The organism is Nocardia cerradoensis NBRC 101014 (assembly GCF_000308535.1).
GTDB lineage: Bacteria > Actinomycetota > Actinomycetes > Mycobacteriales > Mycobacteriaceae > Nocardia > Nocardia cerradoensis.
The window spans coordinates 22,665-48,145 of record NZ_BAFW01000257.1; the positions used below are offsets into that span (position 1 = coordinate 22,665).

Sequence of the window (25,481 nt, forward strand, 5' to 3'; positions counted from 1 at the left end):
GTAATTCTCGAGCAGTTCGAACATCTCGAGCAGAGGCCATACGGGGCTCGGTCTGTGTGTGTTGTCCGACGTCGCATCGAGGGATCAGCAAGTAAGGAGAGCTACCGAGCAGTGGCTGCCAACGACTCCAACGCAAGCGGCTCGTCCAAGGCGAAAGCGGGCAACAAGGACTACGGTGCCTCCAACATCACCGTTCTCGAAGGACTCGAGGCGGTCCGCAAACGCCCCGGTATGTACATCGGTTCCACCGGTGAGCGCGGTCTGCACCACCTGATCTGGGAGGTTGTGGACAACTCCGTCGACGAGGCGATGGCCGGTTACGCCACCCGGGTCGACGTGACGCTGCTGGCCGACGGCGGCGTCGAGGTCGTCGACGACGGCCGCGGTATCCCGGTGGCGATGCACGCTACGGGCGTGCCCACCATCGAGGTCGTCATGACCCAGCTGCACGCCGGCGGCAAGTTCGACTCGGACGCCTACGCCGTGTCCGGCGGTCTGCACGGTGTCGGTATCTCCGTGGTGAACGCGCTGTCCAGCCGGATGGTCACCGAGATCGACCGCGACGGCTTCCATTGGAGCCAGGAGTACAAGGACGCCAAGCCCGGCAAGCTCGTCAAGGGCGAGCCCACCGACCGGACCGGCACCACGCAGCGCTTCTGGGCGGATCCGGACGTCTTCGAGACCACGACCTACAACTTCGAGACGATCTCGCGCCGGTTGCAGGAGATGGCCTTCCTGAACAAGGGCCTGACCATCACCCTCACCGACGAGCGGGTGAGCGAGGCCGAGGTCACCGACGAGGTGGTCAGCGAGACCGCCGAGGCGCCCAAGCACGACGAGGGCACCGCCACGCCGCCGGAGCCGAAGGTCAAGACTCGCACCTATCACTACCCGGGCGGGCTCGAGGATTTCGTCAAGCACATCAACCGCACCAAGCAGGCGATCCACAACACCGTCGTCTCGTTCACCAGCAAGGGCACCGGCCACGAACTCGAGGTCGCGATGCAGTGGAATTCGGGGTACTCCGAATCCGTCCACACCTTCGCCAACACCATCAACACCCATGAGGGTGGTACCCACGAAGAGGGCTTCCGCGCGGCGCTGACCACGGTGGTCAACAAGTACGCCAAGGACAAGAAGCTGCTCAAGGAGAAGGACGGCAACCTCACCGGTGACGACATCCGCGAGGGTCTGGCGGCCATCGTGAGCGTCAAGGTCAGCGAGCCGCAGTTCGAGGGCCAGACCAAGACGAAGCTCGGCAACACCGAGGTGAAGTCGTTCGTCCAGCGCACCTGCAACGAACATCTCGCGCACTGGTTCGAGGCCAATCCGGCCGATGCCAAGACGATCGTGCAGAAGGCGGTGTCCTCCGCGCAGGCCCGCGTCGCCGCCCGCAAGGCTCGTGAGCTGGTACGGCGCAAGAGCGCGACCGATCTGGGCGGGCTGCCGGGCAAGCTGGCCGACTGCCGGTCCAAGGATCCGAGCAAGTCCGAGATCTACATCGTCGAGGGTGACTCCGCCGGTGGCTCGGCGAAATCCGGCCGCGACTCGATGTACCAGGCGATCCTGCCGCTGCGCGGAAAGATCATCAACGTCGAGAAGGCGCGCATCGACAAGGTCCTCAAGAACAACGAGGTCCAGTCCATCATCACGGCGTTCGGCACCGGTATCCACGACGAGTTCGACATCTCGAAGCTGCGGTATCACAAGATCGTGCTGATGGCCGACGCCGACGTCGACGGCCAGCACATCTCGACCCTGCTGCTGACCCTGCTGTTCCGCTTCATGCGCCCGCTGGTCGAACACGGGCACGTGTACCTCGCCCAGCCGCCGCTGTACAAGCTGAAGTGGCAGCGCTCGGAACCCGAATTCGCCTATTCGGACCGCGAGCGCGACGGTCTGCTGGAGGCCGGTCTGGCCGCCGGCAAGAAGATCAACAAGGACGACGGCGTCCAGCGCTACAAGGGTCTCGGCGAGATGAACGCCAAGGAGCTGTGGGAAACCACCATGGATCCTTCGGTGCGGGTGCTTCGTCAGGTGACGTTGGACGACGCGGCCGCGGCCGACGAATTGTTCTCCGTGCTGATGGGTGAGGACGTCGAGGCGCGTCGCAGCTTCATCACCCGCAATGCCAAGGACGTCCGCTTCCTCGATGTGTAGCCGGCGCTGCGCAGCGCACTGCGCGCCCGTCCACATGCCGAGCCTCATGCACAAGCCTTTCAAGGAGACTTCATGACCGAGACCACGCTGCCGCCCAACGGTGGTGCGGGCGACCGGATCGAGCCGGTCGACATCCAGAACGAAATGCAGAGCAGCTACATCGATTACGCGATGAGCGTGATCGTGGGCCGCGCGCTGCCGGATGTGCGCGACGGCCTCAAGCCGGTGCACCGGCGCGTGCTCTACGCGATGTACGACAACGGCTACCGGCCCGACCGCGGCTATGTGAAATCCGCGCGCCCGGTCGCCGAGACCATGGGTAACTACCACCCGCACGGCGACGCCTCGATCTACGACACCCTGGTGCGCATGGCGCAGCCGTGGTCGCTGCGGTATCCGCTGGTCGACGGGCAGGGCAACTTCGGTTCCCGCGGTAACGACGGCGCGGCCGCGATGCGGTACACCGAGTGCCGGCTCACCCCGCTGGCGATGGAGCTGCTTCGCGAAATCGACCACGAGACGGTCGATTTCACGCCGAACTACGACGGCCGCTCGCAGGAGCCCGTGGTTCTCCCCAGCCGGGTGCCGAACCTGTTGATGAACGGGTCCAACGGCATCGCGGTCGGTATGGCGACCAATATCCCGCCGCACAACCTGAACGAGTTGGCCGACGCCATCTACTGGGCGCTGGACAACTACGACGCCGACGAGGAGACCACCCTCGCCGCGTGCATGGAGCGCGTCAAGGGCCCGGACTTCCCGACCTACGGCCTGATCGTCGGAAACCAGGGCATCCACGACGCCTACACCACCGGTCGCGGTTCCATCCGGATGCGCGGTGTGGTCGAGATCGAGGAGGACAATCGTGGTCGCACCACGATCGTCATCACCGAGCTGCCGTACCAGGTCAACACCGACAACTTCATCAACTCGATCGCCGAGCAGGTCAAGGACGGCAAGATCGCGGGTATCTCCGATATCCACGACGAGTCCTCCGACCGCGCGGGTATGCGGATCGTGGTCACCGTCAAGCGCGACGCCGTGGCGAAGGTGGTGCTGAACAACCTCTACAAGCACACCCAGCTGCAGACCAGCTTCGGTGCCAACATGCTGTCGATCGTCGACGGTGTGCCGCGCACGCTGCGACTGGACCAGATGATCCGGCTCTACGTCGATCACCAGTTGGACGTCATCGTCCGGCGCACCCGCTACCTGTTGCGCAAGGCCGAGGAGCGCGCGCACATCCTGCGTGGCCTGGTCAAGGCGCTGGACATGCTGGACGAGGTCATCGCCCTGATCCGGCGTTCGGCCAATACCGACACCGCGCGCACCGGCCTGATGGAACTGCTCGAGATCGACGAGATCCAGGCGACCGCCATCCTCGATATGCAGCTGCGGCGCCTGTCGGCCCTGGAGCGGCAGAAGATCATCGACGAATTGGCCCGCATCGAGGCCGAGATCGCCGATTTGAAGGACATCCTGGAGAAGCCGGAACGTCAGCGTGCCATCGTGCGCGACGAACTGGCCGAGATCGTCGAGAAGTACGGCGACGACCGCCGCACCAAGATCGTCGCGGCCGACGGTGACGTCGCCGACGAGGATCTGATCGCTCGCGAAGACGTCGTGGTCACCATCACCGCGACCGGCTACGCCAAGCGCACCAAGACCGATCTGTACCGCAGCCAGAAGCGCGGCGGTAAGGGTGTGCAGGGCGCGGGCCTCAAGCAGGACGATCTGGTCAAGCACTTCTTCGTGACCTCGACTCACGACTGGCTGCTGTTCTTCACCAACCTCGGCCGGGTCTACCGGGCCAAGGCCTACGAATTGCCCGAGGCCAACCGCACCGCGCGCGGCCAGCACGTGGCCAACCTGCTGGCGTTCCAGCCGGAGGAGAAGATCGCCCAGGTCATCCGCATCAAGACCTACGAGGACGCTCCGTATCTGGTGCTGGCCACCCGCAACGGCCTGGTGAAGAAGTCGAAGCTGACCGACTTCGACTCCAACCGCACCGGCGGCATCGTCGCGGTGAATCTGCGCGATGGTGACGAATTGGTCGGCGCCGCACTGTGTTCGGCCGAGGAGGATCTGCTGCTGGTGTCCGCGCACGGACAGTCGATCCGGTTCACCGCCAACGACGAGGTGCTGCGTCCCATGGGCCGCGCGACCTCGGGCGTGCAGGGTATGCGGTTCAACGCCGACGATGAGCTGTTGTCGCTCAACGTCGTTCGCGACGGCACCTATCTGCTGGTCGCGACCGCTGGCGGATACTCCAAGCGCACCGCGATCGAGGAGTACACCGCACAGGGCCGCGGCGGTAAAGGTGTGTTGACGATTCAGTACGACCCGAAGCGTGGCAGTCTGGTAGGAGCGCTCATCGTCGACGACGATGACGAGCTCTATGCCATCACGTCCGGCGGCGGTGTCATCCGGACGGCGGCGAATCAGGTACGCAAGGCGGGCCGGCAGACCAAGGGCGTGCGTTTGATGAACCTCGGCGAGGGCGATACCTTGCTGGCGATCGCTCGTAACGCTGATGAGCCCGACCAGGTTTCCGGTGAAGAAGAGGCCTGAGGCTCGGATTAGCGTTAGGTTCTGGAAGCGGTAATTTCTCCACAAGCAGCGGCGCCACGACGGATCGAAGGATTCTGCATTGACCACTCCGAATCAGCCGAACGACGAGCGAAACCACGCCAACGGTGTGACCGAGCGGATCGCACCGTCACCGATTCCGCCGCGGCCGGCGCCGCGGTCGGGGTCGTCGGCCGACAACGGCTCGGGTAGTTCGCCCGCAAACCCCGAGTCGCAAGGCGATTCCGCGAAATCCGGCGGTTCGGCGCCGGAGGCCGTCGAGGCTGGTGACGGTCGTGGTTCTCGCTTCGACGAGGGGTGGTCGCAGCTGCCGCAGCGGGAACCGCAGTCGAATCTGAATCGCCCCGGCCAGGCCCCGGTGCAGGGCCGGGCGAATTCGCAGACGAGTCTCGGTGGCGGGGTGAAGAACGCCCGCACCACCACCGACCTCGCGGCCAAGGCGGCGCGCAAGGAAGCGGCGATGGTGAAGTCCGTCGGCATCGACGGGCCCACCCGCAGCATCGCCCGCCCGGAACTGATCAAGGATCTGCCCGATCTGTCGGATCTGCGTCATCCGATGCCGCAGGCGGACCCCGGTGCGGCACAGTCGGTTCCGATGGCGGTGAAGACCGGCGCGCCGACCGTCTCGCCGGCTGCCCAGGCGGCGGTCGCCCAGGCGGTGACCAGCGGTGAGCCGTTGCGCGCGACCGTGCAGGTGCGCCATATCGATCCCTGGTCGACGTTGAAGGTGTCGCTGGTGATCAGCGTCGCCATGTTCTTCGTGTGGATGCTGGCCGTCGGATTCCTCTACATCGTGCTGTCCGGCATGGGTGTGTGGGACCGCCTGAACAGCACCTTCACCGACATGGTGAACGACAACAACTCCTCGGCGACGACGATCATCGACGCCGGTAGCGTCTTCGGATACGCCGCCGTCATCGGCCTGATCAACGTGGTGCTGTTCACCGCGCTCTCGACGGTGGGTGTGTTCATCTACAACCAGTGCACCGATCTGGTGGGCGGCGTGCAGGTGACGCTGGCCGATCCGGACTGACGGACTTCGCGACGCACGGCCGGCCGGTTCGCACCGGACCGGCCGTTCGTGCTTTACGGGCGCTCTTACCAGGCGTTTTGGAGAGCAATCGGAGGGTTGTGTAGTCTCTACCGAGTCAGTCACGACAACATGTCGAGACGAACACCACGGGCCTATAGCTCAGGCGGTTAGAGCGCTTCGCTGATAACGAAGAGGTCGGAGGTTCAAGTCCTCCTAGGCCCACATTCACATACCCGGTCGTCATCGACGGCCTAGGGGGCCTTAGCTCAATTGGCAGAGCACTGCCTTTGCAAGGCAGGGGTTAGGGGTTCGATTCCCCTAGGCTCCACTTCTTCTTCTCACGATCCGGGGGGATCCGATCACTGTCGCGCCGGTTCCGAGCGCGCAGATCCACACACGCAGCGCCGAGGGTATCGCGTCGTCGGCGCCGGAAGTCGTGGCTGCCGGGGCCGACGCGGCACAGTAGGGTGGACGGCATGAAACTTCTTCTGACGATCGGTGTCATCGCCGCAGTTGTCTTCGCCGTCACCAAGGTTCGCAAGCGGAGCGAGGCGGATCTGTGGCACGAGGTGACCGCGCGCTGAGCCGTCACGCTCGACCGGGGCCTTAGCTCAATTGGCAGAGCACTGCCTTTGCAAGGCAGGGGTTAGGGGTTCGATTCCCCTAGGCTCCACAACGTTCACAGCTCCACTCATGGCCGGGCCAGCAGGTCGATGACCGCCTGTACTTCCTCCGGCGTAGGGGTCGGCAGATTGTCGCGGCCGTGGATCAGCCCGATTCCCAGATACACCATCGCGCCCGCGCGCAGCCGCGCCTGAACCGGCTCGAAACCCAGATCGAGCATCGCCGTCTGCACGGTGCGGAAGATGCGCTGATCCAGCGCCCGGACCGCCGCCGCGACGGTGACGTCGGTGCGTGACCACTCCCGCACCGAGGCCTCGACCATCCAGTGCTTCGGATCCACCAGCATGGCCGCCATCTGTTCGATGCGGGACTCGACCGGAATCGAATCCAAGGCGGCGAGGGCGCGGACGGCTTCGCTCTGCATCTCGCCCCACCGGTCGGCCATCGCGGCCATCAGCTGTTCGAGATCGTCGAAATGCCAGTAGAAACTGCCCTTGGTGACGCCCAGTTCCTCGCACAGCCGGGGAATGCGGATCGCGGTCACACCCTCGCGCCCGAGCAGGTCCAACGCGCCGTTCACCCAGTCGTCGTACGACAGCCGCGCCGTCCGAGGGCGGTTGCGATGTTGGGCCTCCGCCTTTTTGGACACCGCCTTCTCGGATACCGCCCTTCCGGGCGCTTTCCCGGGCGTGACCGGGGTCTTCTTCGGTGTCGTCATCAATTCACCGCCGAGTCGCCCAGGTCCATGACCCGATCGTAGGGGAGCCGGTCGGCTGGGGATTCGACGCGCATCCGACGCACCTTCTCGGACCATTCAAATGAGTACCGTTCACTGTACTCAATGGTATGGTCGCGGCGACGGGTGACGATCGGTGTCACCTCGGAAGGTGCGAGGGATGTATCGACCGATCGGCCGCCGCGCGGTGCTGCGCGGTCTCGGCGCAGGCCTGACGGCCGCGATGGCCGGGCGGGCGGCTACGGCCACCGCCGATCCCGCACCGGGCGGGTTCGAGAGCCCGCTGATATTCCATTCCCCGCCGATGCGGCCGTTCGTCGTCGAGCTTCCGCGGCCACCCGTCGTCACCGGAAGTCACCTGGACCTCGTCGCGTACACCACCAGCCATCGCTTTCACCGCGATATGCCCGCGGTGCCCGCATTCGGATACAACGACCAGACGTACCTGGGCCCGACCGTCGAACACGAGGCCGGCCGCCCGCTCACCGTCCGGTTCCACAACCGGCTCGGCGACCATCCGTTCGCGGGTGATATCGACACCACCCTGCACGGGGTGCCGGAGAGTTACCGGACCACGGTTCCCGCCTCGCTGCATCTGCACGGCGGAGTGACGCCGCCCGCCAGTGACGGACATCCCGAACGCCTGGTCGTGCCGGGACAGCACCTCGATCACGACTTCCCGCTGCGCCAGTCGGCCGGTCACCTCTGGTACCACGATCACGCGATGGGGATCACCCGCGCGAACGTCTACGCCGGATTGACGGGCATGATGCTGCTGCGCGACGAATTCGACACGGGAGCACCGGACAATCCGCTCGGGCTGCCGGCGGGGGAGTTCGAAATCCCCATGGTGCTGCAGGAGAAGTTGTTCACCCCGGACGGCCGCCAGAGCTTGCGTTCGACCGCGGTGGTGCCGCCGGGTTCGTGGGAGGGCGGTGCGGTCGGCGACGTCGGGGTGGTGAACGGGGTGGTGTGGCCACAGCTGCCGGTCGCGCGCGGGCTGTATCGGTTCCGTGCGATCAATGCCGCCTCGTTCAGTACGTGGAATCTGTTCTTCGGCAATCGGATGCGGTTCTGGGTGATCGGAAACGACCACGGACTGCTCGACGCGCCGGTGCCGGTGCGTAATCTGCGGCTCGCTCCGGCCGAACGGATCGATCTCCTGGTGGATTTCGCCGACCTCGCGCCGGGGGAGACGGTCGACCTGTGCAACGACGAACAACCGGTGTTCCAGGCGGCGATCCTCGGGGAGGTCGCGATGCCGGTGTTCTGCCGCTTCCGCGCCGAGGATCGTACGGGATGGCGCGGACCGGTGCCGCAGACGCTGCGCGGCGGGCCGCGACAGCCCGCGGTGCTACCGCCGGTGCGGGTGCCGGCGCTGTCGCGCACCCTCACGATCAGCCAGCCCTATGAACTGCGTGTGCCGCCCGCGATCATGTCGCTGAACAACCTGCGCTATTCGGATCCGGATATCGATATGCCGCGGCAGGGCACGACCGAGGTGTGGAACATCGTGAACATCACACCCGATCCCCATCCCATCCACATCCACCTGGTGGACTTCCGCATCTTGAGCAGGACGCCGCTGCGGACTGTGGATTACCAACTCGCTCATCCCCAACCGCCGATCGGCATCCGCTGGACTCCCGACCCGGAGGGTTTCCTCGCGGGCCCGGCGCAGCCGCCGGCGCCGTGGGAGAGCGGCCGCAAGGATGTGGTGCGAGTCGACGGCGGCACCGTCACCCGCATCGTGGTGCGATTTCCCACCGCCGACGAACTCGGCTTCGATCCCGACGCGTCGTTCCCCAGGATCGGCCCGCCGATGCCGGGTGCGGCGTATTCGGCGGAACATGCCGCGCATCAGGATTCGGATCTGCGCGGTTTCGTCTGGCACTGCCATCTGCTCGATCACGAGGACCACGACATGATGCTGCGATTCCGAACGGTGCGGTGAATGCGAATGACGACACAGGTACGAACCCTGAAATGCCCCAGCGCTTTCCGGTATTGGGAGGCCAAGCAGCGGCCCGCCGTCCAGCGGCTGGAAGCGATCGTGCGGAAGGTGACCGGCGCCGAACTCTTTCCGACCGACGACCAGGCGCGAGCCCTCACCGAGGATCTGTTCGCCGGTGATCCGGTCGCCGAACGATTCGTCGCCGAGGTGATGCACGGCCCCGGCGGTTCGGCGGCCGGCCGGGCGCTGCTGGACCGGGCCTTGGCCGAGGGTATCGATGCCGTTCCCGAGGCACCGGATTCGATGCGCGAACTGTTCGCCGAATTCGACACCGTGCCCGCATGGGTGCGTCCGGAACTGGTCGAACAGGGGGCGGGCATCTGGCGGCGCTGGGGCACCATGTTGTTCAGTTTCGCGGGTGCGGAAACACTGGAGATGTACACCGAATCCGCGGTCGCCACCCCGCTGTCGCTGGCGGGCGGTTACGCCGGAAACAGTGCGCTGCGCAGGTATCTGGAGACCTGCCGGTTCTGGATGGACGTCTCGCAGCCGAATGCGCTGCTGACGCCGGGGTCGACCGGGCGCGCCACCGCGCTGAAGGTCCGGGTCATGCACGTGTCGGTGCGGGCGCGGGTGGCCGGCCATCCCGAATGGGATATCGACAAGTGGGGACTGCCGATCAGCCAGACCTATCAGTTGCTGACCCTGATCGCGGGCAGTGTGACACCCGGACTCGGGCTGTGGGTGCTGGGCTATCAGACCACGCCGTCGGAAATCCGTGCGCTGCTGCACTTTCAGAGATACATGGGATATCTGCTGGGCGTGCGTTTGCAGTGGCATCCCGAAACGGTGATCGACTCGCTGCGCGTACTGGCGATGACGATCGCCTCGCGTTCCTACGACGCCGGCGCGCACGGCGCGGAATTGATCGAGTCCTATCCCGCCGCCTTCGCCCCGCGTCCCGAACACCGCGGCGCGAGCCGGGTGCGGGCGGCCTACAACTACCGCATCAACTCGGTGTATTCGGCGATGTACATGGCACCCGGCACACGGCGCAAATACCGTATGCCCCCGGCCTTTCCCTGGTTACTGATTCCACTGCTGCGGTTCCCGCTGATCACCGCCATGGAATTCGCGCGCCGGATACCACCGGTCGGGCGGTTGCACGAGAAGGTGATGGTCCGGCACCGGGAGAACTGGTACCGCGCCCAAATGCAGGGCCGGGAAGCGGAATTCGATGCGAGCGGAGCGTTGCGGCGATGAACGACACAGCCATTGTCGAGGCATGGAACGGTCCCGGCCGCCGGGACGGCGAACTCACCACGGTCGAACCGCGGCACAACGCACTCCATCCCGCGGCGAGTTCGCTCGCCTTCGAGCACTGGTATTTCGACGCACATCTCGACAGCGGACACACCGTCGTCGGATTCCTCACCAAACGCCGTCCCGAGGATTTTCCGCACGCACGTCCCTGGGTCGAGTTGATGGTCTACGAACCGGACGGCACCCGTCGGCAGGTCGCCCGGAAATATCCCCGCAAGCAGGCGTCGTTCGATGCGCGATCCTGTGACGTGCGGATCGGGAACAACCGCGCATACACCGAATTCCGGCCCGACGGGTTGCCGACGCACCATCTGCGACTGGCCGAGGACGGTCTGGAATTCGACCTGCGCTTCGACAACGAACTGCCCAGCTGGATGCCGGGACAGGGCGAAACGCATTTCGGCGGCGGTGATTCCTTCGGCTGGGTGGTCGGCTCGCCGCGAGCCCGGGTGAGCGGCACGGTGACCATCGACGGTGCCGAGCGGCCGGTCACCGGTCGCGGTTACGCCGACCACAACTGGGGCGTCGGCGATATGCGCAAGATCATCGAGCGCTGGCACTGGGGCCGACTCTATGTCGAGGACTATTCGTTGCTGTTCGCCGACGTGCTGACCCAGCAGCGGCGCGGCGCGCACGAGATCGCGCCGCTCATGCTGGCTCACCGGGACCGCATCGTCCTCTCGACCGGCGAGACGACCTTGCGGGAGGGGCCGGCGCGGTTCGACGCCACCGCCGGGCGCGGCTATCCGGAATGGATCGAATTGCGCGTACCCGATCAGGTCGAGTTGCGGCTGACCGTGGAACGGGTGATCCACGCCCACGATCTCCTCGACGATATTCCGCTGGTCGGCACGCGGTTGCTGAAACCGCTGGCGCACAGGTTGATCGGTCATCCGGGCTATTTCCGATTCGAATCCACCTTCGAACTGACCGTGCTCGGCGGGGCCGAACCGGTCCGGCGCACCGGCACCACCTTGCACGAACTGGTGGCGCTCACCTGAGCCTTGCGCGGGCCGCGCATTCGCGGTGCAAGGGAGCTGCAAGCGCCCGGCGGCAGGGTCGATGTCATGAGCGAGACATTCGATGTGGTGGTCGCCGGTGCGGGCCCGGTCGGGCTGATGCTGGCGTGTGAACTGCGGCTGGCCGGCGTCGAGGTGCTGGTCGTGGAACGGCTGACGGAGATCGATCGGACCATCAAGGCCGGAGCGATCAATGTGCCGACGGCCCAGGCCTTCGATCGACGCGGACTGTTGCCCGAGTTGCTGGCGCATCAGCAGGCGGCGGTCGAGCGGATGAAGGCATTCACCGGTGGGACGGCGGGCCCTGCGAACCGGCCGCCGATCGCGGGCCATTTCGCGGGAATCATGTTGTCGTTCGATCTGATCGACGCGGAAGACCCCGCCTTCGCCGGCGTCGGGCCGGCGGGCCGGGCCGTGCTGGTGAGCCAGCAGGGCATCGAGGAGATTCTCGGTGCGCGCGCCGCGGAACTCGGCGTGGTGGTGCGCCGCGGCGTGCACCTGACCGATCTGACCGACCACGGCGACGCGGTGACGGTGCGCTGCCGTTCCGAGCAGGGCAGCGTTTCCGACGAAAGCAGCGGTTCCGGCGAGATCCGCGCTTCGTGGCTGGTGGGTTGCGACGGCGGACGCAGCACCGTCCGCAAACTCGCCATCTTCGACTTCCCGGGGATCGGGCCGGAGATCACCGGGCGGCAGGCGGTGGTGGAGATGTCGGAAACCGAAGGGCTGCAGCCCGGTTGGCATGACACCGACCACGGCATCTACGTCTACGGGCCGACTCCCGGCCGTTTTCTGACCGTCGAACTCGACGGACCGCCCGTCGATCGTGACGCGCCGATCACGGCCGCCGAGCTGGAGGCGAGCCTGCGCCGGGTCGCCGGGGTACCCGTGCGGGTCTCCGCGGTGCATTCGGCGACCCGGTTCACCGACAACACCCGTCAGGTCCCGGACTATCGCAAGGGCCGCGTGCTGCTCGCCGGCGATGCGGCGCACGTGCATTCGCCGTTCGGTGGGCAGGGCCTGAACCTGGGAATCGGCGATGCGGTCTGTCTCGGCTGGAAGCTGGCCGCGGTCGTCGGCGGCCGGATGGACGAGCGGCTCCTGGACACCTACACCGCCGAGCGGTATCCGATCGGCGCCTGGGTGCTGGAATGGACTCGGGCGCAGGTCGCGCTCATGCGGCTGGATCGGCGCAGCAAGGCCCTGCGGGCCGTGATGTCCGAACTGCTGTCCACCGGCGACGGCGCGACCACCGTGTTCAAACGGATCTCCGGCGTCCTGCATCGCTACCACCTGGGCGGCGACCACGAACTGGTCGGCACCATCGTTCCCGATCGCGATCTCTCCGACGGAACTCGCGTGGCCGAACACTTCACCACCGGCCAGGGCGTGTTGTTTGACTTCGCCGACTCCGCGGAGCTACGCGCCGCCGCGGCGCCGTGGCAGGACCGGATACGGATCGTGACGGCGAAGCCGCTGGACGCCTCGGACGAGACCGGCGCCGGCGAGGCGGCCGGGGTGCTCGTCCGTCCGGACGGATACGTCGCGTGGGCGGCCACCCTGGGTGTCGAGGGCGTGACGACGGCGCTGACCCGCTGGTTCGGCCGGTGAGTGCGATTCCCGCCGGCCTTACCGAACGTGTTATATGTAACTTCGAGTAGCGGGCATATGGGCCGCCTGCCTACCATCGAACAGCTATCGTTCGTCGAGGCGCCGGTGTGGACCGGTGCGTGCTGCGGGAATCGCGGCCGGGAGTGGAAGGGAACAGCCCGTGGTCGCGATCGTTGCGGATCTGCCGCGCGCGGCGCGCAATATCTGGGCGGTGTCGTTCGGCGACGGAATCGAGCCCTACCGGCCGGCGCCGTCCACACCGATCAGTGAGCAGCCACACAACCGGCTGCTGCGCTACGACCGCGAGGAACCGGGGACCGGAAATCCGGTGCTGCTGGTACCGCCGCTCGCGGTCACACCCGCCTGCTTCGACCTGCGGGACGGCCAGAGCCTCGTGCGCTATCTGCTCGGCATCGGCAAACAGCCGTATGTGGTCGACTACGGCGATTTCGATTACGGCGACCGCGATCTCGGCCTCGAGCACTGGACCCACGGCATCGTGCCGGACGCGGTGCGCCGCGTGGCCGCCGAACACGGGCGACCCGTGGACGTGATCGGCTGGTCCCTGGGTGGGGCGCTCGCGATGATCGCCGCCGCCGCCCATGCGGATCTGCCGATCGGGTCGGTCACCGGCCTGGCTACCCCGTTCGACCAGCGCCGCACCCCGTTTCTGGTGCCGGTCCGGATGGCGGGGCGGCTGACCGGTGGACGCGGCGTCGCCCTGGCGACCAGATTGCTCGGCGGGGCCCCGCGCGAGCTGGTCCGGCTCGGCTTCCGGTTACAGGCCTTCGATCGTGAGCTGACCCGCCCGCTGTTCATCGCCCGGCATGCCTCCGACACCGAGGCGCTGGCCCGCATGGAAGCGGTCGACCGCTTCATGGCGACCATGCCCGGCTATCCCGGACGTTCGCTGTGGCAGATCTATCGCAGTCTCGTGTTGCGAAACGAATTGGCGGAGGGCGTGATTCGACTGCGTTCGGATCTCGTCGTGGATCTGTCGAAACTGACCTGCCGGGTGCTGCTGATCGGCAGCCGCACCGACATGCTGGTGCCCGCCGGTTCCACCCGCCGCGGTGTGGACCTGCTCACCGGCGCCGCCGAGGTGCGGTTCGTGGAGGTGTCCGGCGGACACCTGGGGCTGATGGTCGGCCCCGACGCGGCCGGATCGACCTGGCCCGCGATCGGCGATTTCCTCGGCGACTCCTCGGGCGGCTCGGCCGCTTCCGATCAGATCAAACCGAGTTCGCGCGCCCGTGTGATGGCCTCGGCCCGGGATCCGCTACCCAGTTTGTGATAGATCCCGCGCAGGTGTGTTTTGACGGTATTGATCGAAACACCCATGCCCTCGGCGATATTCAGCGTCGTCATCCCGGACGGCAGCTGGCGCAACACCGACATCTCGGTTTCGGTCAGCCCCGGATTGTGCGCCGTGCCGCGAGCCGACGGATGGACCCGGATCAGATCGACCAGCCGGTCGTGATGACCGAAACGGCCGACCGAACCGTCCAGTAACGCAACGATTCCCGGCACCTCCAGGAACGGTCGCACGATCCGGTCGTCGGCCGCGTGATGCAGCGCCTGCGCCAGCGCCTCGTAGGCCTTGACCGGGCGGTCCAGGTGGTCGGATGCGGCGGCGTACAACAGCCAGCCCGTGACCGCGGTGAGCGCGGGCAGCCCGTCGGTCCGGCGCAGCAGTGGCTGCAGCAGTTCGAGTGTCGTCGACGAGGTCTGCGCGTACTCCGACAGGCAGGCCTGCGCCAGCACGACCTCGGGTGTGTGGCCCAGCACCGCGATCGCTCGCTCGACCAGAGTCTGTGCGCCGACGCGGGATTGGATCCGCAGCAGTGCCGACACCGTGTGCAGGACCAGATTGCCCGCGCAGCGCGGTGGTGCCGGCTCGGCGAGCATGTCGAGCAGCTGCATCCGCAGCGTATCGGCGGCCAGGAAACGATCTGTGGCGGAATCGAATTCGATCAGCCGGAGCAGCGCGAGCGCCTGCCGGTCGGCGGTCGGCGCGGGGGACAGGCCGCTCGTCGTGGCGGGTGGGAGCTGCCCGCGGGCCTCGATCGGATCACCCTGCAGATAGTGCGCGTAGGCGATCATCGCCTGGGCATGGGTCATCGCGGAATGCGTGTGCAGGCCGTACTTCTCGGCGAGTTCCACGGCGTGCTCGGCCCGCTTGCACATCACCGTGAGATGGCCGCCGATACCGCCGCACAGTGCCAATCGCGTCGCCGCCGGCACGACGAAGCGGCCCAGTCCGGCATGTTCGGCCAGCGCGAGCGCCTGCCACAGTCCCGGTTCGGCGCGCGCGACATCGCCGCGGTGCAGATGCGCATTCGCCATCTGCAGGACGATGTAGCAGTCCAGTTCGGCATGACCGGTCGGCGTGGGCGTCGCCGGCTCGGGCGCAGCGGGTTCGGCGCCCGTCAATACCGCGACATCGGCGACCACCGCGGTGCGCAGCGCGAGCAGCCAGGACGCGGGTACCAGGGCGGAGGCCGAACAGGGTTCTGCTCCGAGTCGATCCAGATACGCCGTGCACGCCGCCACGTCCCCGCGGCTCACGGCCTCGGCGATGCGCAGCAGCTGGACGAATTGATCGTCGGCGAGTTCGCCGACGTCGTCGAGCCTGGCGAAGAAGGACGGCCCGTCCCCGCCGAACACCAACCTCGGGCCGTGTTCGCGGATGAACCGCGACAGCTGCGGGTGCCCCGGTACGGCGAGCACATGATGCAGTGCCGCCGACGGCATCCGGGCATCGACGAACCATCCCGAACAACTGCGGTGAAGGCGCGGCAGCCGGTTCGCAAGCGTGCGCGCGGCCTCGGCGAGCAGGTAGGCGCGCAGCATCGGGTGATAGCTGTGCCACAGTTCGCCGTGGCGGGCCACGCACGTGATAGGCATATTGTTGCGCAGCAGATATTCCAGTGTGGCCGGGGCGGATTCGCCGACCAGCTCGGTGGCCAGCGCGACACTGAACTCCTCGGGCACCGCGGTGGCGAGCAGGAAGTGCAGCGCATCGTCGGGCAGCGCGCCCAGCAATTCGCCGACGAGGAAGTCGCTGATGGCGTGGGGCGCGCGAGCCAATGCCGCCAACGCGGTCGGCCGGTCCTGCGGATTCGCGGCCAGATAGATCGCGGCGATCCGTACGAGTGCGGCCCAGCCGCAGGTCAGACGTTGGATTCCGGCGATATCGGCGGCGCTCAGGTGGAGATCGTGCTGGCCGAGCAGGGCCGCGGTGCGTTCGTTGTCGAGCGCGAGTTCGCGCGCGGTCAGACGGGTGAGCCGGCCACTCAGTTCGAGCCCGTGCCATCGCAGCGGCGGATCGAACCGGCCCGTGACGATCGTCGTCAGGGTCGGCGGTGCGTTTTCGACGACATATTCCAGCCCTGCCAGGGCCAAGGGGTCGGTCAGCAGGTGGGCGTCGTCGAGGACGAGCACGGTCGGTTCGGCTCGCTCGGTCAGCCGGTCCACCAGTGTCGCCGGTTCGGCGAGCGGACCGGTGGGGTCGCGGTCCGGTGATCCGGCGGGGAGGTCGAGCACTCCGGCGATCGCACGCCACAGATCGGCCGATTCGCCGCGGCGCCCGGTGAAGGTCAGCCAGCCCACCCGGCAGTCGGAATGCCGGGTCGTCAGTCGCGTCACCCAGTCGGCGGCCAGCACGGTCTTGCCGGTTCCGGCGGGGGCGCAGATCAATACGGCCTGTCCGGCGCCGGTCGCCGCCGCCTCGTCGATGCGAGCGTGGGCGCCGGGAAGCGACAGCGGTACGAAGGAGAGTTCGGGCACGCCGAGTTGGAGGCCACTGCGAATGGTGGCAACGTTTGAGCTATCAGCTAACGATCGCGTTATTCTGGGCGAAGCGTTCAAAGCGCCTCCCGGAGCTGTGCCTTCGCCGAAGGCAATGTCGGTGAAGCCTGCTTTCTCCAAACTGAAACGTACACTAATCATTTGCTGAAATCGGTCAAAATGTGCGTTCCATCATGATTTCGAATCGGTCTCGGGCCGTCGAATTCGGCCGTGGCGCAGGACGTACCGGGCCGGTCGGAGCCGTAGTGTCGGTCGGAGAATCGACAGTCCGGTCTGTGGCGGCGAGGTAATTCCGATGCAATTGCGACGAGATCGGCCCGCGCGGGCCGAACGAGCAGCTCCGCCACCCGCTTCCGGGGGAACATGGCCGCTTCCGCGCGGACTGATCGTGATGCTGTCCGTCGCCGCCGCCGTGGTGGCAGTCCTGGGGATGAAGGCGTTCGCCGGTGTGCTCGGCCCCACCTTCCTGGCGCTGATGCTGACCATGGCCGTTCAGCCGGTGCAGACCTGGGTGCAGCGGCGCGGCTGGCGGCCGTGGATCGGCATGGTGGCGGCGCTGATCCTGGTCGTCCTGATTCTGCTCGTCCTGCTCGGCGCGCTGGTGCTCTCGATCGCGCAATTGGCGTCCGAACTGCCGAAATACTCCGACAAACTCGACGACATGCTCAACGGTGTGCGGGATACGCTCGCCGATCTGGGAGTGGATACCGAGCAGATCCACAACGCGCTCAACGGACTGGATGTGGGCAAGGTCGTCGATGTCCTGTCCGTGGCGCTGAGCAATGCGCTCGGAATCTTCTCCAATCTGTTCTTCGTGCTGGCACTGCTGCTGTTCATGGCGATCGACGGCATGATGATCGATCGCAAATTGGTGGTGGTCGCCAAGGCGCGACCCGAAATCGCTTATGCGCTGGGCGTATTCGCCAGCGGCACCCGGAAGTACCTGGTGGTTTCCACGGTATTCGGCTTGATCGTCGCCGTCTTCGACGGTGGAGCGCTGTGGCTGATGGGCGTGCCGCTTCCGCTCCTGTGGGCGCTGCTGTCGTTCATCACCAACTACATTCCGAATATCGGTTTCGTCATCGGCTTGATTCCGCCGGCGCTGCTCGCGCTGCTCGACAGCGGTCCGGTGCTGATGGTGTGGGTGATCGTCGTCTACTCGGTGATCAATTTCGTGATCCAGTCGATCATCCAGCCCAAATTCGTCGGGGATGCGGTCGGCCTGAGCGTGACCGTGACGTTCCTGTCGCTGGTTTTCTGGTCGTGGGTCCTGGGCGCGCTCGGTGCGCTGCTGGCGATTCCGCTGACCCTGCTGATGAAGGCGCTGCTGCTCGATATCGATCCGACCACCCGGTGGGTCGGTGTGCTGATCCAGGACCGCGCGCCCGATCCGGACGAGCACCCCGCGCCCGTTCCGGACGAGCAACCGTAGCCGGCGGCGACCTCAGCCTGCCGAGTCGGGCAGTTGCGCCATACCCAGCAGCGTCAGGCCGAGCGAGTCGATCCGCGCGAGCACACCCCGCATGGCCGTGGCATCGGAGAGTGCGCCGAACAGCGTGGTCGTGCCGGCCGAGGAATGCTCGCTGCGGCTCAACTCCGGAAATGCCGCCAGGGCCCGTTCGGACAATTCACCATCGATGACGAACTGATAGCGGATCGACAACGACCAACTCACCTCCTCGGCCGGGTTACCTGCTCGCCTCCAGGCTCGTGCATCACCGCTGGTGGGCGCCTCATCCGCCCGGGATGAGCTCGAGATCCGGCCGCGAACGGGTCCGGCGGAACGCCCGCGCCCGCTACTCACCCGTCACGGGTGAAGTCAACGCGCGTCGCGATGGGCACATTCATGGGAAAGCCCCTCGGCTGGGAAGGAGTTCTGCCATGACCACAACCCCGCAGGAGCATCCGGTACGTCAGGGCATCGCCGCCGGAACCTCGATCGGCGCGGCGATCCTGCTGGTCACCGTCGGTGTGCTCTCGATTCTGGAAGGAATTTCGGCGGTCGCCAACGACAACCTGTTCGTCGTGGGGATCGACTACGTCTACCAGTTCGACACCACGACCTGGGGATGGATCCACATCGTGCTGGGGATTCTGCTGGTGATAGCCGCGCTCGGCCTGATGGCCGGCACCACATGGGGCCGGATCGTGGCAATCACGTTGGCGGCGTTGTCGATTCTGGCGAACTTTTTGTGGCTGCCGTACTACCCGGCGTGGTCGATCCTGGTGATCGCGTTGAATGTCGTGGTGATCTGGGCGGTCGCGACCTGGCAGCCCGGCCCCGACCGCGTGTGACCGACCGGGTCGCCCGGCTGTGACAAGTCATCGGCGGGCGACCCGGGTCCGGCGGGATCCGTATCGTCGGAATTATGGCCTCCCCGGAGCTGTCGAAGCTGGTCCAGTCGGTTGTCGAACCGTATCTACTGGAGGGACCTCGCCGCTACAACCGGGTCGAGGTCGCGGAACTGTCGGGCGTACCGTCCGATCTGTCCCGGCGGCTGTGGGTTTCGCTCGGCTTTCCGGCGCATGACGACGACGCCGCGGTCGAATTCACCGACGGCGATGTGAACGCGGTCCGGAACTTCCGCAGTCTCGACGCGCTGGCCGGCGCCGATGTGCGCCGGCAGCAGGCGGCCGCGCGCACCCTCGGGCAGTCGATGGCGCGACTGGCGGAATGGCAGGTCGATCTGGTCGCGGAGGAGATCGCCGACCGGATCCGGTCGATCACGGCGGGCGATCCCGGGGTGGACCAGGACAAGGTGGCCCGGGAGGCGACCGCCGAGGTGGTGTCGGCGCTGCAGCAACTGCAGGCATATGCGTGGCGGCGGCATCTCGCGGCGGCACTGACGCGGTCGCTGGCCGGGGACGGCACCGGAGAAACGTTGCGGGAGTTGGCCGTCGGATTCGCGGATATGGTCGGCTACACCCGGCTGACCCGGCATCTGGAAGCCGACGAACTGGACGATCTGCTCGAGTCGTTCGAATCCGTCACCACGGGTGCGATCACCGCGAACGGTGGCTGGACCATCAAGAACGTCGGCGACGAGGTCATGTTCGCGGCCGAATCCGCGGTGGCCGCCGGCCGGATCGCATTGGCGATCCAGGAGGCCACGACGAGTGCCGGGACCACTCCTGAACTGCGGGTCGGTCTGGCCTATGGGCAAGTGTTGCAACGGTTCGGTGATCTCTACGGTTCGGTCGTGAATACCGCGGCACGGCTGACCGGTGTCGCGCGGCCGGGCACCGTCCTGGTGGACGACGGCGCGGCAACACAATTGGCGGACGAACCCGAGTTCTCGCTGCGGAATCTGCGCAGCGTCCGAGTGCGGGGGATCAACCGTCTCGGTTCGCATGTGCTGCGGCGGAACGAAAGCTGAAAGTGCTGCCGCACAACAAGCTGAAAGTGCTGCCGCACAACGGAGGAAGCGGTCCGTGCGCCGGTCGGAAAAGCCCCGGGAATTGGAAGCGGGCCTCGGCGAAGGGGGGGAGTTAGCCGAGGCCCGCGTAGGGTCGGCCCGGGGGGAGGGGCCGACGTGACTGATCCTACGCGACGATTCTCGTTTGTGTCTGCATGAGGGGCGCTAGTTTCGAAATTTTTTTCTCTGGTGTGTTGCGGGGCACCTCGTCCGGTTTGCCGAGACGGGGGTGGACGTCACGGTGGTCGTCGCGAATTATGTTGCGACGCAACGGAATAAACGTGTTTCACGTGAAACGATCGAGGGTCGCGGAGCCTCGTCGCCGGCGTCGAATTCGGTAGCTGTGCGGGGGTGGCATCTCGCAGTCGTGGGCGTTTTCACACCTTTGGGGCTTTACGCGAGCGACGGTAGGTAGCCGCACGGGACGTACTCGAGTAGCGCACTACTCGCGACCCTCGAGAGCGGGCGCGAGAGTATCGAATCGGTCGCATCCCGCCGGCACCCCCGAGCACCGCCGGATCCCGGGATGCGACCACCTCCGCTTTCCGGCCGGTCGAGCCGGGTGCCCGACGGGCTTGTTCGGAGCGCGCTTATTCGGATGAACTTGTCGGTGGTGTGGGCAATACTGCACGGCAGTAGCAAACCTCACATTCACATCGAACGGCAGGGGAAAAGCATGCCCGACGCCATCATCGCCGAGGGTTTGGTCAAGAAGTACGGTCGGCTCGTCGCCCTCGACGGGCTCGATCTCGCGGTTCCCGAGGGGACGGTGACCGCACTGCTCGGCCCCAACGGCGCCGGGAAGACCACGACGGTCCGGGTGCTGACCACGTTGCTCACACCCGATGCCGGCCGCGCCACGGTCGCCGGTATCGATGTCCTGCGCGAACCGCAGCGGTTACGCGCGCACATCGGCGCTTCCGGCCAGTACGCCGCCGTGGACGAATACCTCACCGGCTTCGAGAATCTGGAGATGGTGGGGCGGCTCTACCACCTGGGCATCCAGCGCAGTAAACAGCGCGCCCGGGAGCTGCTCGAACGCTTCCGGCTCAGCGATGCGGCCGATCGGCCGGTGAAGGGATACTCCGGCGGGATGCGGCGCCGTCTGGACCTGGCCGGAGCCCTGGTGGCGAATCCGCCGGTACTGTTCCTCGACGAGCCCACCACCGGCCTCGACCCGCGGGCCCGCCTGGATCTGTGGGATGTGATCGAGGAACTCGTCGCCGGCGGTACCACCCTGCTGCTGACCACGCAGTACATGGAGGAAGCGGACCGGCTGGCCGATGCCATCGCGGTGATCGACCACGGCACGGTCATCGCGCGCGGCACCGCCGACGAGCTCAAGACCCTGGTCGGCGGCGACCGGATCGAGCTGACCGTCGAACACGCCGACGTCCTCGCCGTCGCGCAGCAGGCTTTGGCCGGGCTCGCCGTCGGCGATATCCACGTCGAACCGGGATTGCGGCGGCTCACCATCCCCGTCGACGACGGCTCACAGGCGCTGGTCGACACCATCGAACGGTTGTCCGCGCACCGGGTGCGCATCCAGGACGTGGGCCTGCGACGGCCCTCGCTCGACGACGTCTTCCTCACCCTGACCGGGCACGAGGCCGCCGACTCCATCGACCCGGCCGATGCCGCGCAGACCCTCGAACAAGCCACGGAAGGACACAGCAGATGATCACCGCGGCGATCGATACCCGCAGACCGACACTGGCCGAACGTGCGGCCATCGTGGCCGGTGACAGCCTGACCATCGCCAAGCGCAACGTCATCAAGATCAAACGAGTGCCCGATGTACTGATCTTCTCGACGCTGTCGCCGATCATGTTCGTCCTGCTGTTCGCCTACATCTTCGGCTCGGCGATCAGCGTGCAGGGCACCTCGTACCGCGAATTCCTGATCGCCGGCATCTTCGCCCAGACCTCGGTCTTCGGCGCCACGTTCACCGGCACCAGCCTGGCCGAGGATATGCAGCGCGGAATCATCGACCGATTCCGCTCGCTGCCGATGGCGCCCTCCGCGGTCCTGGTCGGGCGCACCGTGGCCGATGTCGCCATCAATGTGGTGAGCCTGGTGGTGATGTCGGTGACCGGACTGCTCGTCGGCTGGCGCATCCACGGCTCCTTCCTCGAGGCCGTGCTGGCCTATGTCCTGTTGTTGCTGTTCGCCTACGCGATTTCCTGGATCATGGCCGTGGTCGGTTTGCTGGTGCGCGCGCCGGAAGTGTTCAACAACGCCAGTTTCATGGTGATCTTCCCGCTGACCTTCATCGCCAACACCTTCGTGCCCAGCGAGGTGCTGCCGACACCGCTGCGTGTGGTCGCGGAATGGAATCCGGTCTCGGCGGTGACGCAGGCGACGCGCGATCTGTTCGGCAACACGAGTCCGGCGAATCCGACGCCCGATGTGTGGTCGCTGCAGCATCCGGTGGCGACGACATTGATCTGGGTGGTGGCGATTCTGGTGATCTTCGTGCCGCTGGCACTGCGTCAGTTCAAGCGGTCCGTCAGCCGGTGAGGCTCTCACCTGGCGCTACTGCGGCCGGCCCGGGGCTGTGACAGCATGGGGGCATGCAGTTGGGCAGTTCCCGGAAATCCGGTCGGTTGCGTAATCGGCTCATCGCGGCGGGCATTGCCGCGGCCGCCGGCGGTGCCGCATGGGCGGCCGCCTCGCGTCGCCCGCAGCTGCCGGAGCCGGCCGCCGAACCGCCGCGGCTGGGATATGCGGACGGAGCGAGCGCATCCGGGACGGCGGCGAACCCGGCCGACGACGCGGCGCACACCGGCTAGGCGCGCCCCGCGAGTACGGACAGCCGACATGGCACGATATTCGGCGTGACCTCACCGAATCAGACCGCCGTGGCCGTCCTGCACACCAACCTCGGCGACATCAAGATCTCGCTCTTCGGTAACCACGCCCCGAAGACGGTGCGTAACTTCGTCGGCCTCGCCGACGGCAGCGCGGCCTACACGACGACGAACGCCGGCGGCGGCACCTCCGGACCGTTCTACGACGGCAGCGTATTCCACCGCGTGATCGACGGTTTCATGATTCAGGGCGGTGACCCGACGGGTACCGGCCGTGGTGGGCCGGGCTACGAATTCGCCGACGAATTCCACCCCGAACTGCGCTTCGACCGCGGCTACCTGCTGGCCATGGCCAATGCCGGACCCGGCACCAACGGTTCGCAGTTCTTCATCACCGTCGGTGCGCAGCCGCACCTGAACCGCCGCCACACCATCTTCGGCGAAGTGGTGGACGCCGATTCGCGCAAGGTCGTCGACGCCATCGCGACCACCGCGACCGACCGCAACGACCGGCCGAAGGAGCCGGTCGTCATCTCGAGCATCACCCTGAGCTGACCCATCGGAGTTTCGTGAATCCGCAACCGCCCGCACCGACCTGCTACCGCCATCCCGATCGCACCACCGGATTGGCATGCACGCGGTGCGGGCGGCCGGCGTGCCCCCAATGTCTGCAACCGGCCGCCGTCGGGCAGCACTGCGCGGAGTGTGTCGCGCAGGGGCGCAGCGATATTCGCCCCGGCCGGCCGGCCGTCACCGGTCCGTTCGCCACCGCGCGCCGCACGCCGTATGTCACCTACGCGCTGATCGCGATCAATGTCGCGGTCTTCGCCGTCACCGCGAGCCAAGCCCACAGCGTCACCGACAATCATCTGTCGCAGCTGTTCTACGACTGGGTGCTCGCCCCGCAGTGGGTCGCCCAGGGGCAGTGGATTCGCGTCCTCGGTTCCGGATTCCTGCACTACGGGCCGCTGCACCTGGTGGTCAACATGTTCGCCCTCTACATTCTCGGCCGCGATACCGAACTCGTGCTGGGACGTTCGCGATTCCTCGCGATCTATCTGGTTTCGCTGCTCGGCGGATCGGCGGCGGTCATGTGGCTGGCGACCGATTCCGCCACGGCCGGTGCGTCAGGCGCCATCTACGGGCTGTTCGGCGCGATGACCGTCATTCTGCTGCGGCTGCGGCAGAGTCCCGTGCAGATGCTGGTGTTGATCGCGATCAACCTGCTCATCAGCGTGTCCCTGCCGGGTATCTCGCTGTGGGGCCATCTCGGTGGACTGGTGGCGGGCACGCTCGCCGCCGCCGGAATCCTGTTCCTGCCGGAATGGCTGCGGGCGCGGACCCGGGATTCGATCCGGTGGATCGGATGGGGTTCGGTGGCAGGTCTCGCGGTGCTGACGATCGCGCTGATCGGCGCGGGTGCGGCGGTTCTCGCCTGATTCGGTGCGCGGTGGGGTTCCGGTGTCAGCTGGTGCGCGGTTCGGTGGGAACGAGACCGTGCACGGTCATCACATCCAGGACGTCCTGGGGATGGGTACCGAGATCCCAGCGGCCGAAGATCACCAGCCGCTCCTCACCCTTGTGGTCGACGTCGAGTTCCAGATTGGGGATGCTGCGGCCCAGGCGCCGGAACCCGACGACTCGCGCCCGCAGAATCTGGTCGGGACCGTAGCGTACCGGCCCGAACAGGCCACGAATCACCAGGTGGGCCGGATGCCCGGGAACGACGGTCAGGCGCGGGCGCTGCCGGAAGCCCAATCCGGCCAGGCACAGCAGCAGCGCCGCGGCCAAGCCGATCAACAGCCGGCTCGGCGCGTCGGAGGCGAACACGGCGGCCACTGCCAGCGCCACTCCGCCGAGAGTGACCGCGGCCAGGGCGGGTGCCGGTGTGGACCACTCGAGCCGGGGCGCCGGCTCCGGACTACCGAATTCCCCAGCGGACCCGGGACGATCGGACTCGGGGTGTTCGGGCGGTGTGCTCACGGTCCCCAATTGCTCCTCGAGTTGTCCACAGAATCATCCACAGGTGTGCATGAATCACACGCGTGTAATAAGGCTGAACGCCACCCGATCAGCGCCACCCGTGCGACAGCACGATCAGCGCCACCCGTGCGACAGCACGATCAGCGCCACCGCATCGTCATGATCAGGCCGATCACCATGAGTCCGAAGCCGATCAGGAAGTTCCAGGCGTTGAGATCGCTCATCCATTGGATGTGGTCGGCGCCCAGGTAGTAGACCAGCAACCATGCCAGACCGGCCAGCATGAAGCCGAGCATGATCGCCACATACCAGACCGGCGACGGACCGCCCTTCACCTTCACCGGGGTGCGGCTGGTCGGGTTGATCGTGTAGTCGGTCTTCTTGCGGACCTTCGACTTGGGCATGACGTCCTC

General features: G+C 66.6%; 22 protein-coding genes and 3 tRNA genes. 20 read left to right on the plus strand and 5 right to left on the minus strand.

What is annotated here, in order from left to right; all coding sequences use genetic code 11:
- Window positions 1-111: 111 nt before the first annotated feature.
- The 7 genes from gyrB to ON23_RS27785 all read left to right on the plus strand — a co-directional run bounded on the left by gyrB (window position 112) and on the right by ON23_RS27785 (window position 6,455).
- Window positions 112-2,160, plus strand: coding sequence for a DNA topoisomerase (ATP-hydrolyzing) subunit B (gene gyrB, locus ON23_RS27760; RefSeq protein ID WP_039781826.1), 2,049 nt, complete (start codon window positions 112-114; stop codon window positions 2,158-2,160).
- Window positions 2,161-2,232: 72 nt separating this feature from the next.
- Window positions 2,233-4,731 carry a DNA gyrase subunit A gene (gene gyrA, locus ON23_RS27765; RefSeq protein ID WP_039781827.1) on the plus strand — a complete coding sequence of 833 codons (2,499 nt, stop codon included), beginning with the start codon at window positions 2,233-2,235 and terminating at the stop codon, window positions 4,729-4,731.
- A gap of 79 nt (window positions 4,732-4,810) precedes the next feature.
- Entirely contained in the window at window positions 4,811-5,782 is a 972-nt protein-coding gene (locus ON23_RS27770; protein WP_039781828.1) for a DUF3566 domain-containing protein, read from the plus strand.
- Window positions 5,783-5,930: 148 nt separating this feature from the next.
- Window positions 5,931-6,004, plus strand: a tRNA-Ile gene (locus ON23_RS27775).
- A 33-nt stretch (window positions 6,005-6,037) separates the two neighbouring features.
- Window positions 6,038-6,110, plus strand: a tRNA-Ala gene (locus tag ON23_RS27780).
- A gap of 148 nt (window positions 6,111-6,258) precedes the next feature.
- The gene (locus ON23_RS38925) at window positions 6,259-6,366 is read left to right on the plus strand and encodes a DLW-39 family protein (RefSeq protein ID WP_210743954.1); all 108 of its coding nucleotides are present in this window, start codon (window positions 6,259-6,261) and stop codon (window positions 6,364-6,366) included.
- A gap of 16 nt (window positions 6,367-6,382) precedes the next feature.
- Window positions 6,383-6,455, plus strand: a tRNA-Ala gene (locus ON23_RS27785).
- 18 nt (window positions 6,456-6,473) lie between these two features.
- Here the strand turns inward: ON23_RS27785 and ON23_RS27790 are convergent.
- Complete coding sequence (locus ON23_RS27790) at window positions 6,474-7,124, minus strand: TetR/AcrR family transcriptional regulator (RefSeq protein ID WP_063821344.1); 651 nt, start codon at window positions 7,122-7,124, stop codon at window positions 6,474-6,476.
- A 178-nt stretch (window positions 7,125-7,302) separates the two neighbouring features.
- On the opposite strand from ON23_RS27790, the gene ON23_RS27795 reads away from it, so the two are divergent.
- The 5 genes from ON23_RS27795 to ON23_RS27815 all read left to right on the plus strand — a co-directional run bounded on the left by ON23_RS27795 (window position 7,303) and on the right by ON23_RS27815 (window position 14,343).
- Window positions 7,303-9,096, plus strand: a complete 1,794-nt coding sequence (locus ON23_RS27795) for a multicopper oxidase family protein (RefSeq protein ID WP_039781829.1) — start codon at window positions 7,303-7,305, stop codon at window positions 9,094-9,096.
- A gap of 6 nt (window positions 9,097-9,102) precedes the next feature.
- On the plus strand, window positions 9,103-10,359 hold the full coding sequence (locus tag ON23_RS27800) for an oxygenase MpaB family protein (protein ID WP_039781853.1): 1,257 nt from the start codon (window positions 9,103-9,105) through the stop codon (window positions 10,357-10,359).
- Window positions 10,356-11,420: a lipocalin-like domain-containing protein gene (locus tag ON23_RS27805; RefSeq protein WP_039781830.1), complete on the plus strand. Its 1,065-nt coding sequence runs from the start codon at window positions 10,356-10,358 to the stop codon at window positions 11,418-11,420. Before ON23_RS27800 ends, ON23_RS27805 begins: the two co-directional genes overlap by 4 nt.
- A 66-nt stretch (window positions 11,421-11,486) precedes the next feature.
- Window positions 11,487-13,049: an FAD-dependent monooxygenase gene (locus tag ON23_RS27810; protein WP_086006994.1), complete on the plus strand. Its 1,563-nt coding sequence runs from the start codon at window positions 11,487-11,489 to the stop codon at window positions 13,047-13,049.
- 160 nt (window positions 13,050-13,209) lie between these two features.
- Window positions 13,210-14,343: an alpha/beta fold hydrolase gene (locus tag ON23_RS27815; protein ID WP_063821345.1), complete on the plus strand. Its 1,134-nt coding sequence runs from the start codon at window positions 13,210-13,212 to the stop codon at window positions 14,341-14,343.
- Here ON23_RS27815 and ON23_RS27820 read toward each other — a convergent pair.
- On the minus strand, window positions 14,277-16,979 hold the full coding sequence (locus tag ON23_RS27820; RefSeq protein WP_167331902.1) for a winged helix-turn-helix domain-containing protein: 2,703 nt from the start codon (window positions 16,977-16,979) through the stop codon (window positions 14,277-14,279). The two genes, ON23_RS27815 and ON23_RS27820, sit on opposite strands and share 67 nt — an antisense overlap.
- A gap of 271 nt (window positions 16,980-17,250) precedes the next feature.
- Here ON23_RS27820 and ON23_RS27825 point away from each other — a divergent pair, with 271 nt between their 5' ends.
- Window positions 17,251-18,291 (plus strand): AI-2E family transporter, encoded by a 1,041-nt coding sequence (locus tag ON23_RS27825; RefSeq protein WP_306307146.1) that lies wholly within the window; start codon window positions 17,251-17,253, stop codon window positions 18,289-18,291.
- A gap of 12 nt (window positions 18,292-18,303) precedes the next feature.
- Here ON23_RS27825 and ON23_RS27830 read toward each other — a convergent pair whose 3' ends face one another.
- Complete coding sequence (locus ON23_RS27830; protein WP_036496920.1) at window positions 18,304-18,534, minus strand: DUF8691 family protein; 231 nt, start codon at window positions 18,532-18,534, stop codon at window positions 18,304-18,306.
- A 206-nt stretch (window positions 18,535-18,740) separates the two neighbouring features.
- Between ON23_RS27830 and ON23_RS27835 the strand changes: the two genes are divergently transcribed.
- From ON23_RS27835 to ON23_RS27865, 7 genes are all read left to right on the plus strand, one after another.
- Window positions 18,741-19,154: a DUF7144 family membrane protein gene (locus ON23_RS27835; protein WP_036496921.1), complete on the plus strand. Its 414-nt coding sequence runs from the start codon at window positions 18,741-18,743 to the stop codon at window positions 19,152-19,154.
- Window positions 19,155-19,228: 74 nt separating this feature from the next.
- Window positions 19,229-20,236: an adenylate/guanylate cyclase domain-containing protein gene (locus tag ON23_RS27840; protein ID WP_039781833.1), complete on the plus strand. Its 1,008-nt coding sequence runs from the start codon at window positions 19,229-19,231 to the stop codon at window positions 20,234-20,236.
- Window positions 20,237-20,951: 715 nt separating this feature from the next.
- Window positions 20,952-21,956 carry a daunorubicin resistance protein DrrA family ABC transporter ATP-binding protein gene (locus ON23_RS27845; RefSeq protein ID WP_039781834.1) on the plus strand — a complete coding sequence of 335 codons (1,005 nt, stop codon included), beginning with the start codon at window positions 20,952-20,954 and terminating at the stop codon, window positions 21,954-21,956.
- A complete protein-coding gene (locus ON23_RS27850) occupies window positions 21,953-22,795 on the plus strand; it encodes an ABC transporter permease (protein WP_051043474.1) in 843 nt (280 codons plus the stop codon). The genes ON23_RS27845 and ON23_RS27850 overlap by 4 nt, the downstream gene beginning before the upstream one ends.
- 53 nt (window positions 22,796-22,848) lie before the next feature.
- Window positions 22,849-23,067: a hypothetical protein gene (locus ON23_RS27855; protein ID WP_039781835.1), complete on the plus strand. Its 219-nt coding sequence runs from the start codon at window positions 22,849-22,851 to the stop codon at window positions 23,065-23,067.
- A gap of 45 nt (window positions 23,068-23,112) precedes the next feature.
- On the plus strand, window positions 23,113-23,640 hold the full coding sequence (locus ON23_RS27860; protein WP_039781836.1) for a peptidylprolyl isomerase: 528 nt from the start codon (window positions 23,113-23,115) through the stop codon (window positions 23,638-23,640).
- Window positions 23,641-23,654: 14 nt separating this feature from the next.
- The gene (locus ON23_RS27865; RefSeq protein WP_083904277.1) at window positions 23,655-24,524 is read left to right on the plus strand and encodes a rhomboid family intramembrane serine protease; all 870 of its coding nucleotides are present in this window, start codon (window positions 23,655-23,657) and stop codon (window positions 24,522-24,524) included.
- A gap of 25 nt (window positions 24,525-24,549) precedes the next feature.
- Here the strand turns inward: ON23_RS27865 and ON23_RS27870 are convergent, their stop codons facing one another.
- Window positions 24,550-25,068 carry a PH domain-containing protein gene (locus ON23_RS27870; RefSeq protein ID WP_083904278.1) on the minus strand — a complete coding sequence of 173 codons (519 nt, stop codon included), beginning with the start codon at window positions 25,066-25,068 and terminating at the stop codon, window positions 24,550-24,552.
- A gap of 140 nt (window positions 25,069-25,208) precedes the next feature.
- Window positions 25,209-25,472: a cell division protein CrgA gene (crgA, locus tag ON23_RS27875; protein ID WP_030516702.1), complete on the minus strand. Its 264-nt coding sequence runs from the start codon at window positions 25,470-25,472 to the stop codon at window positions 25,209-25,211.
- Window positions 25,473-25,481 lie beyond the last annotated feature (9 nt).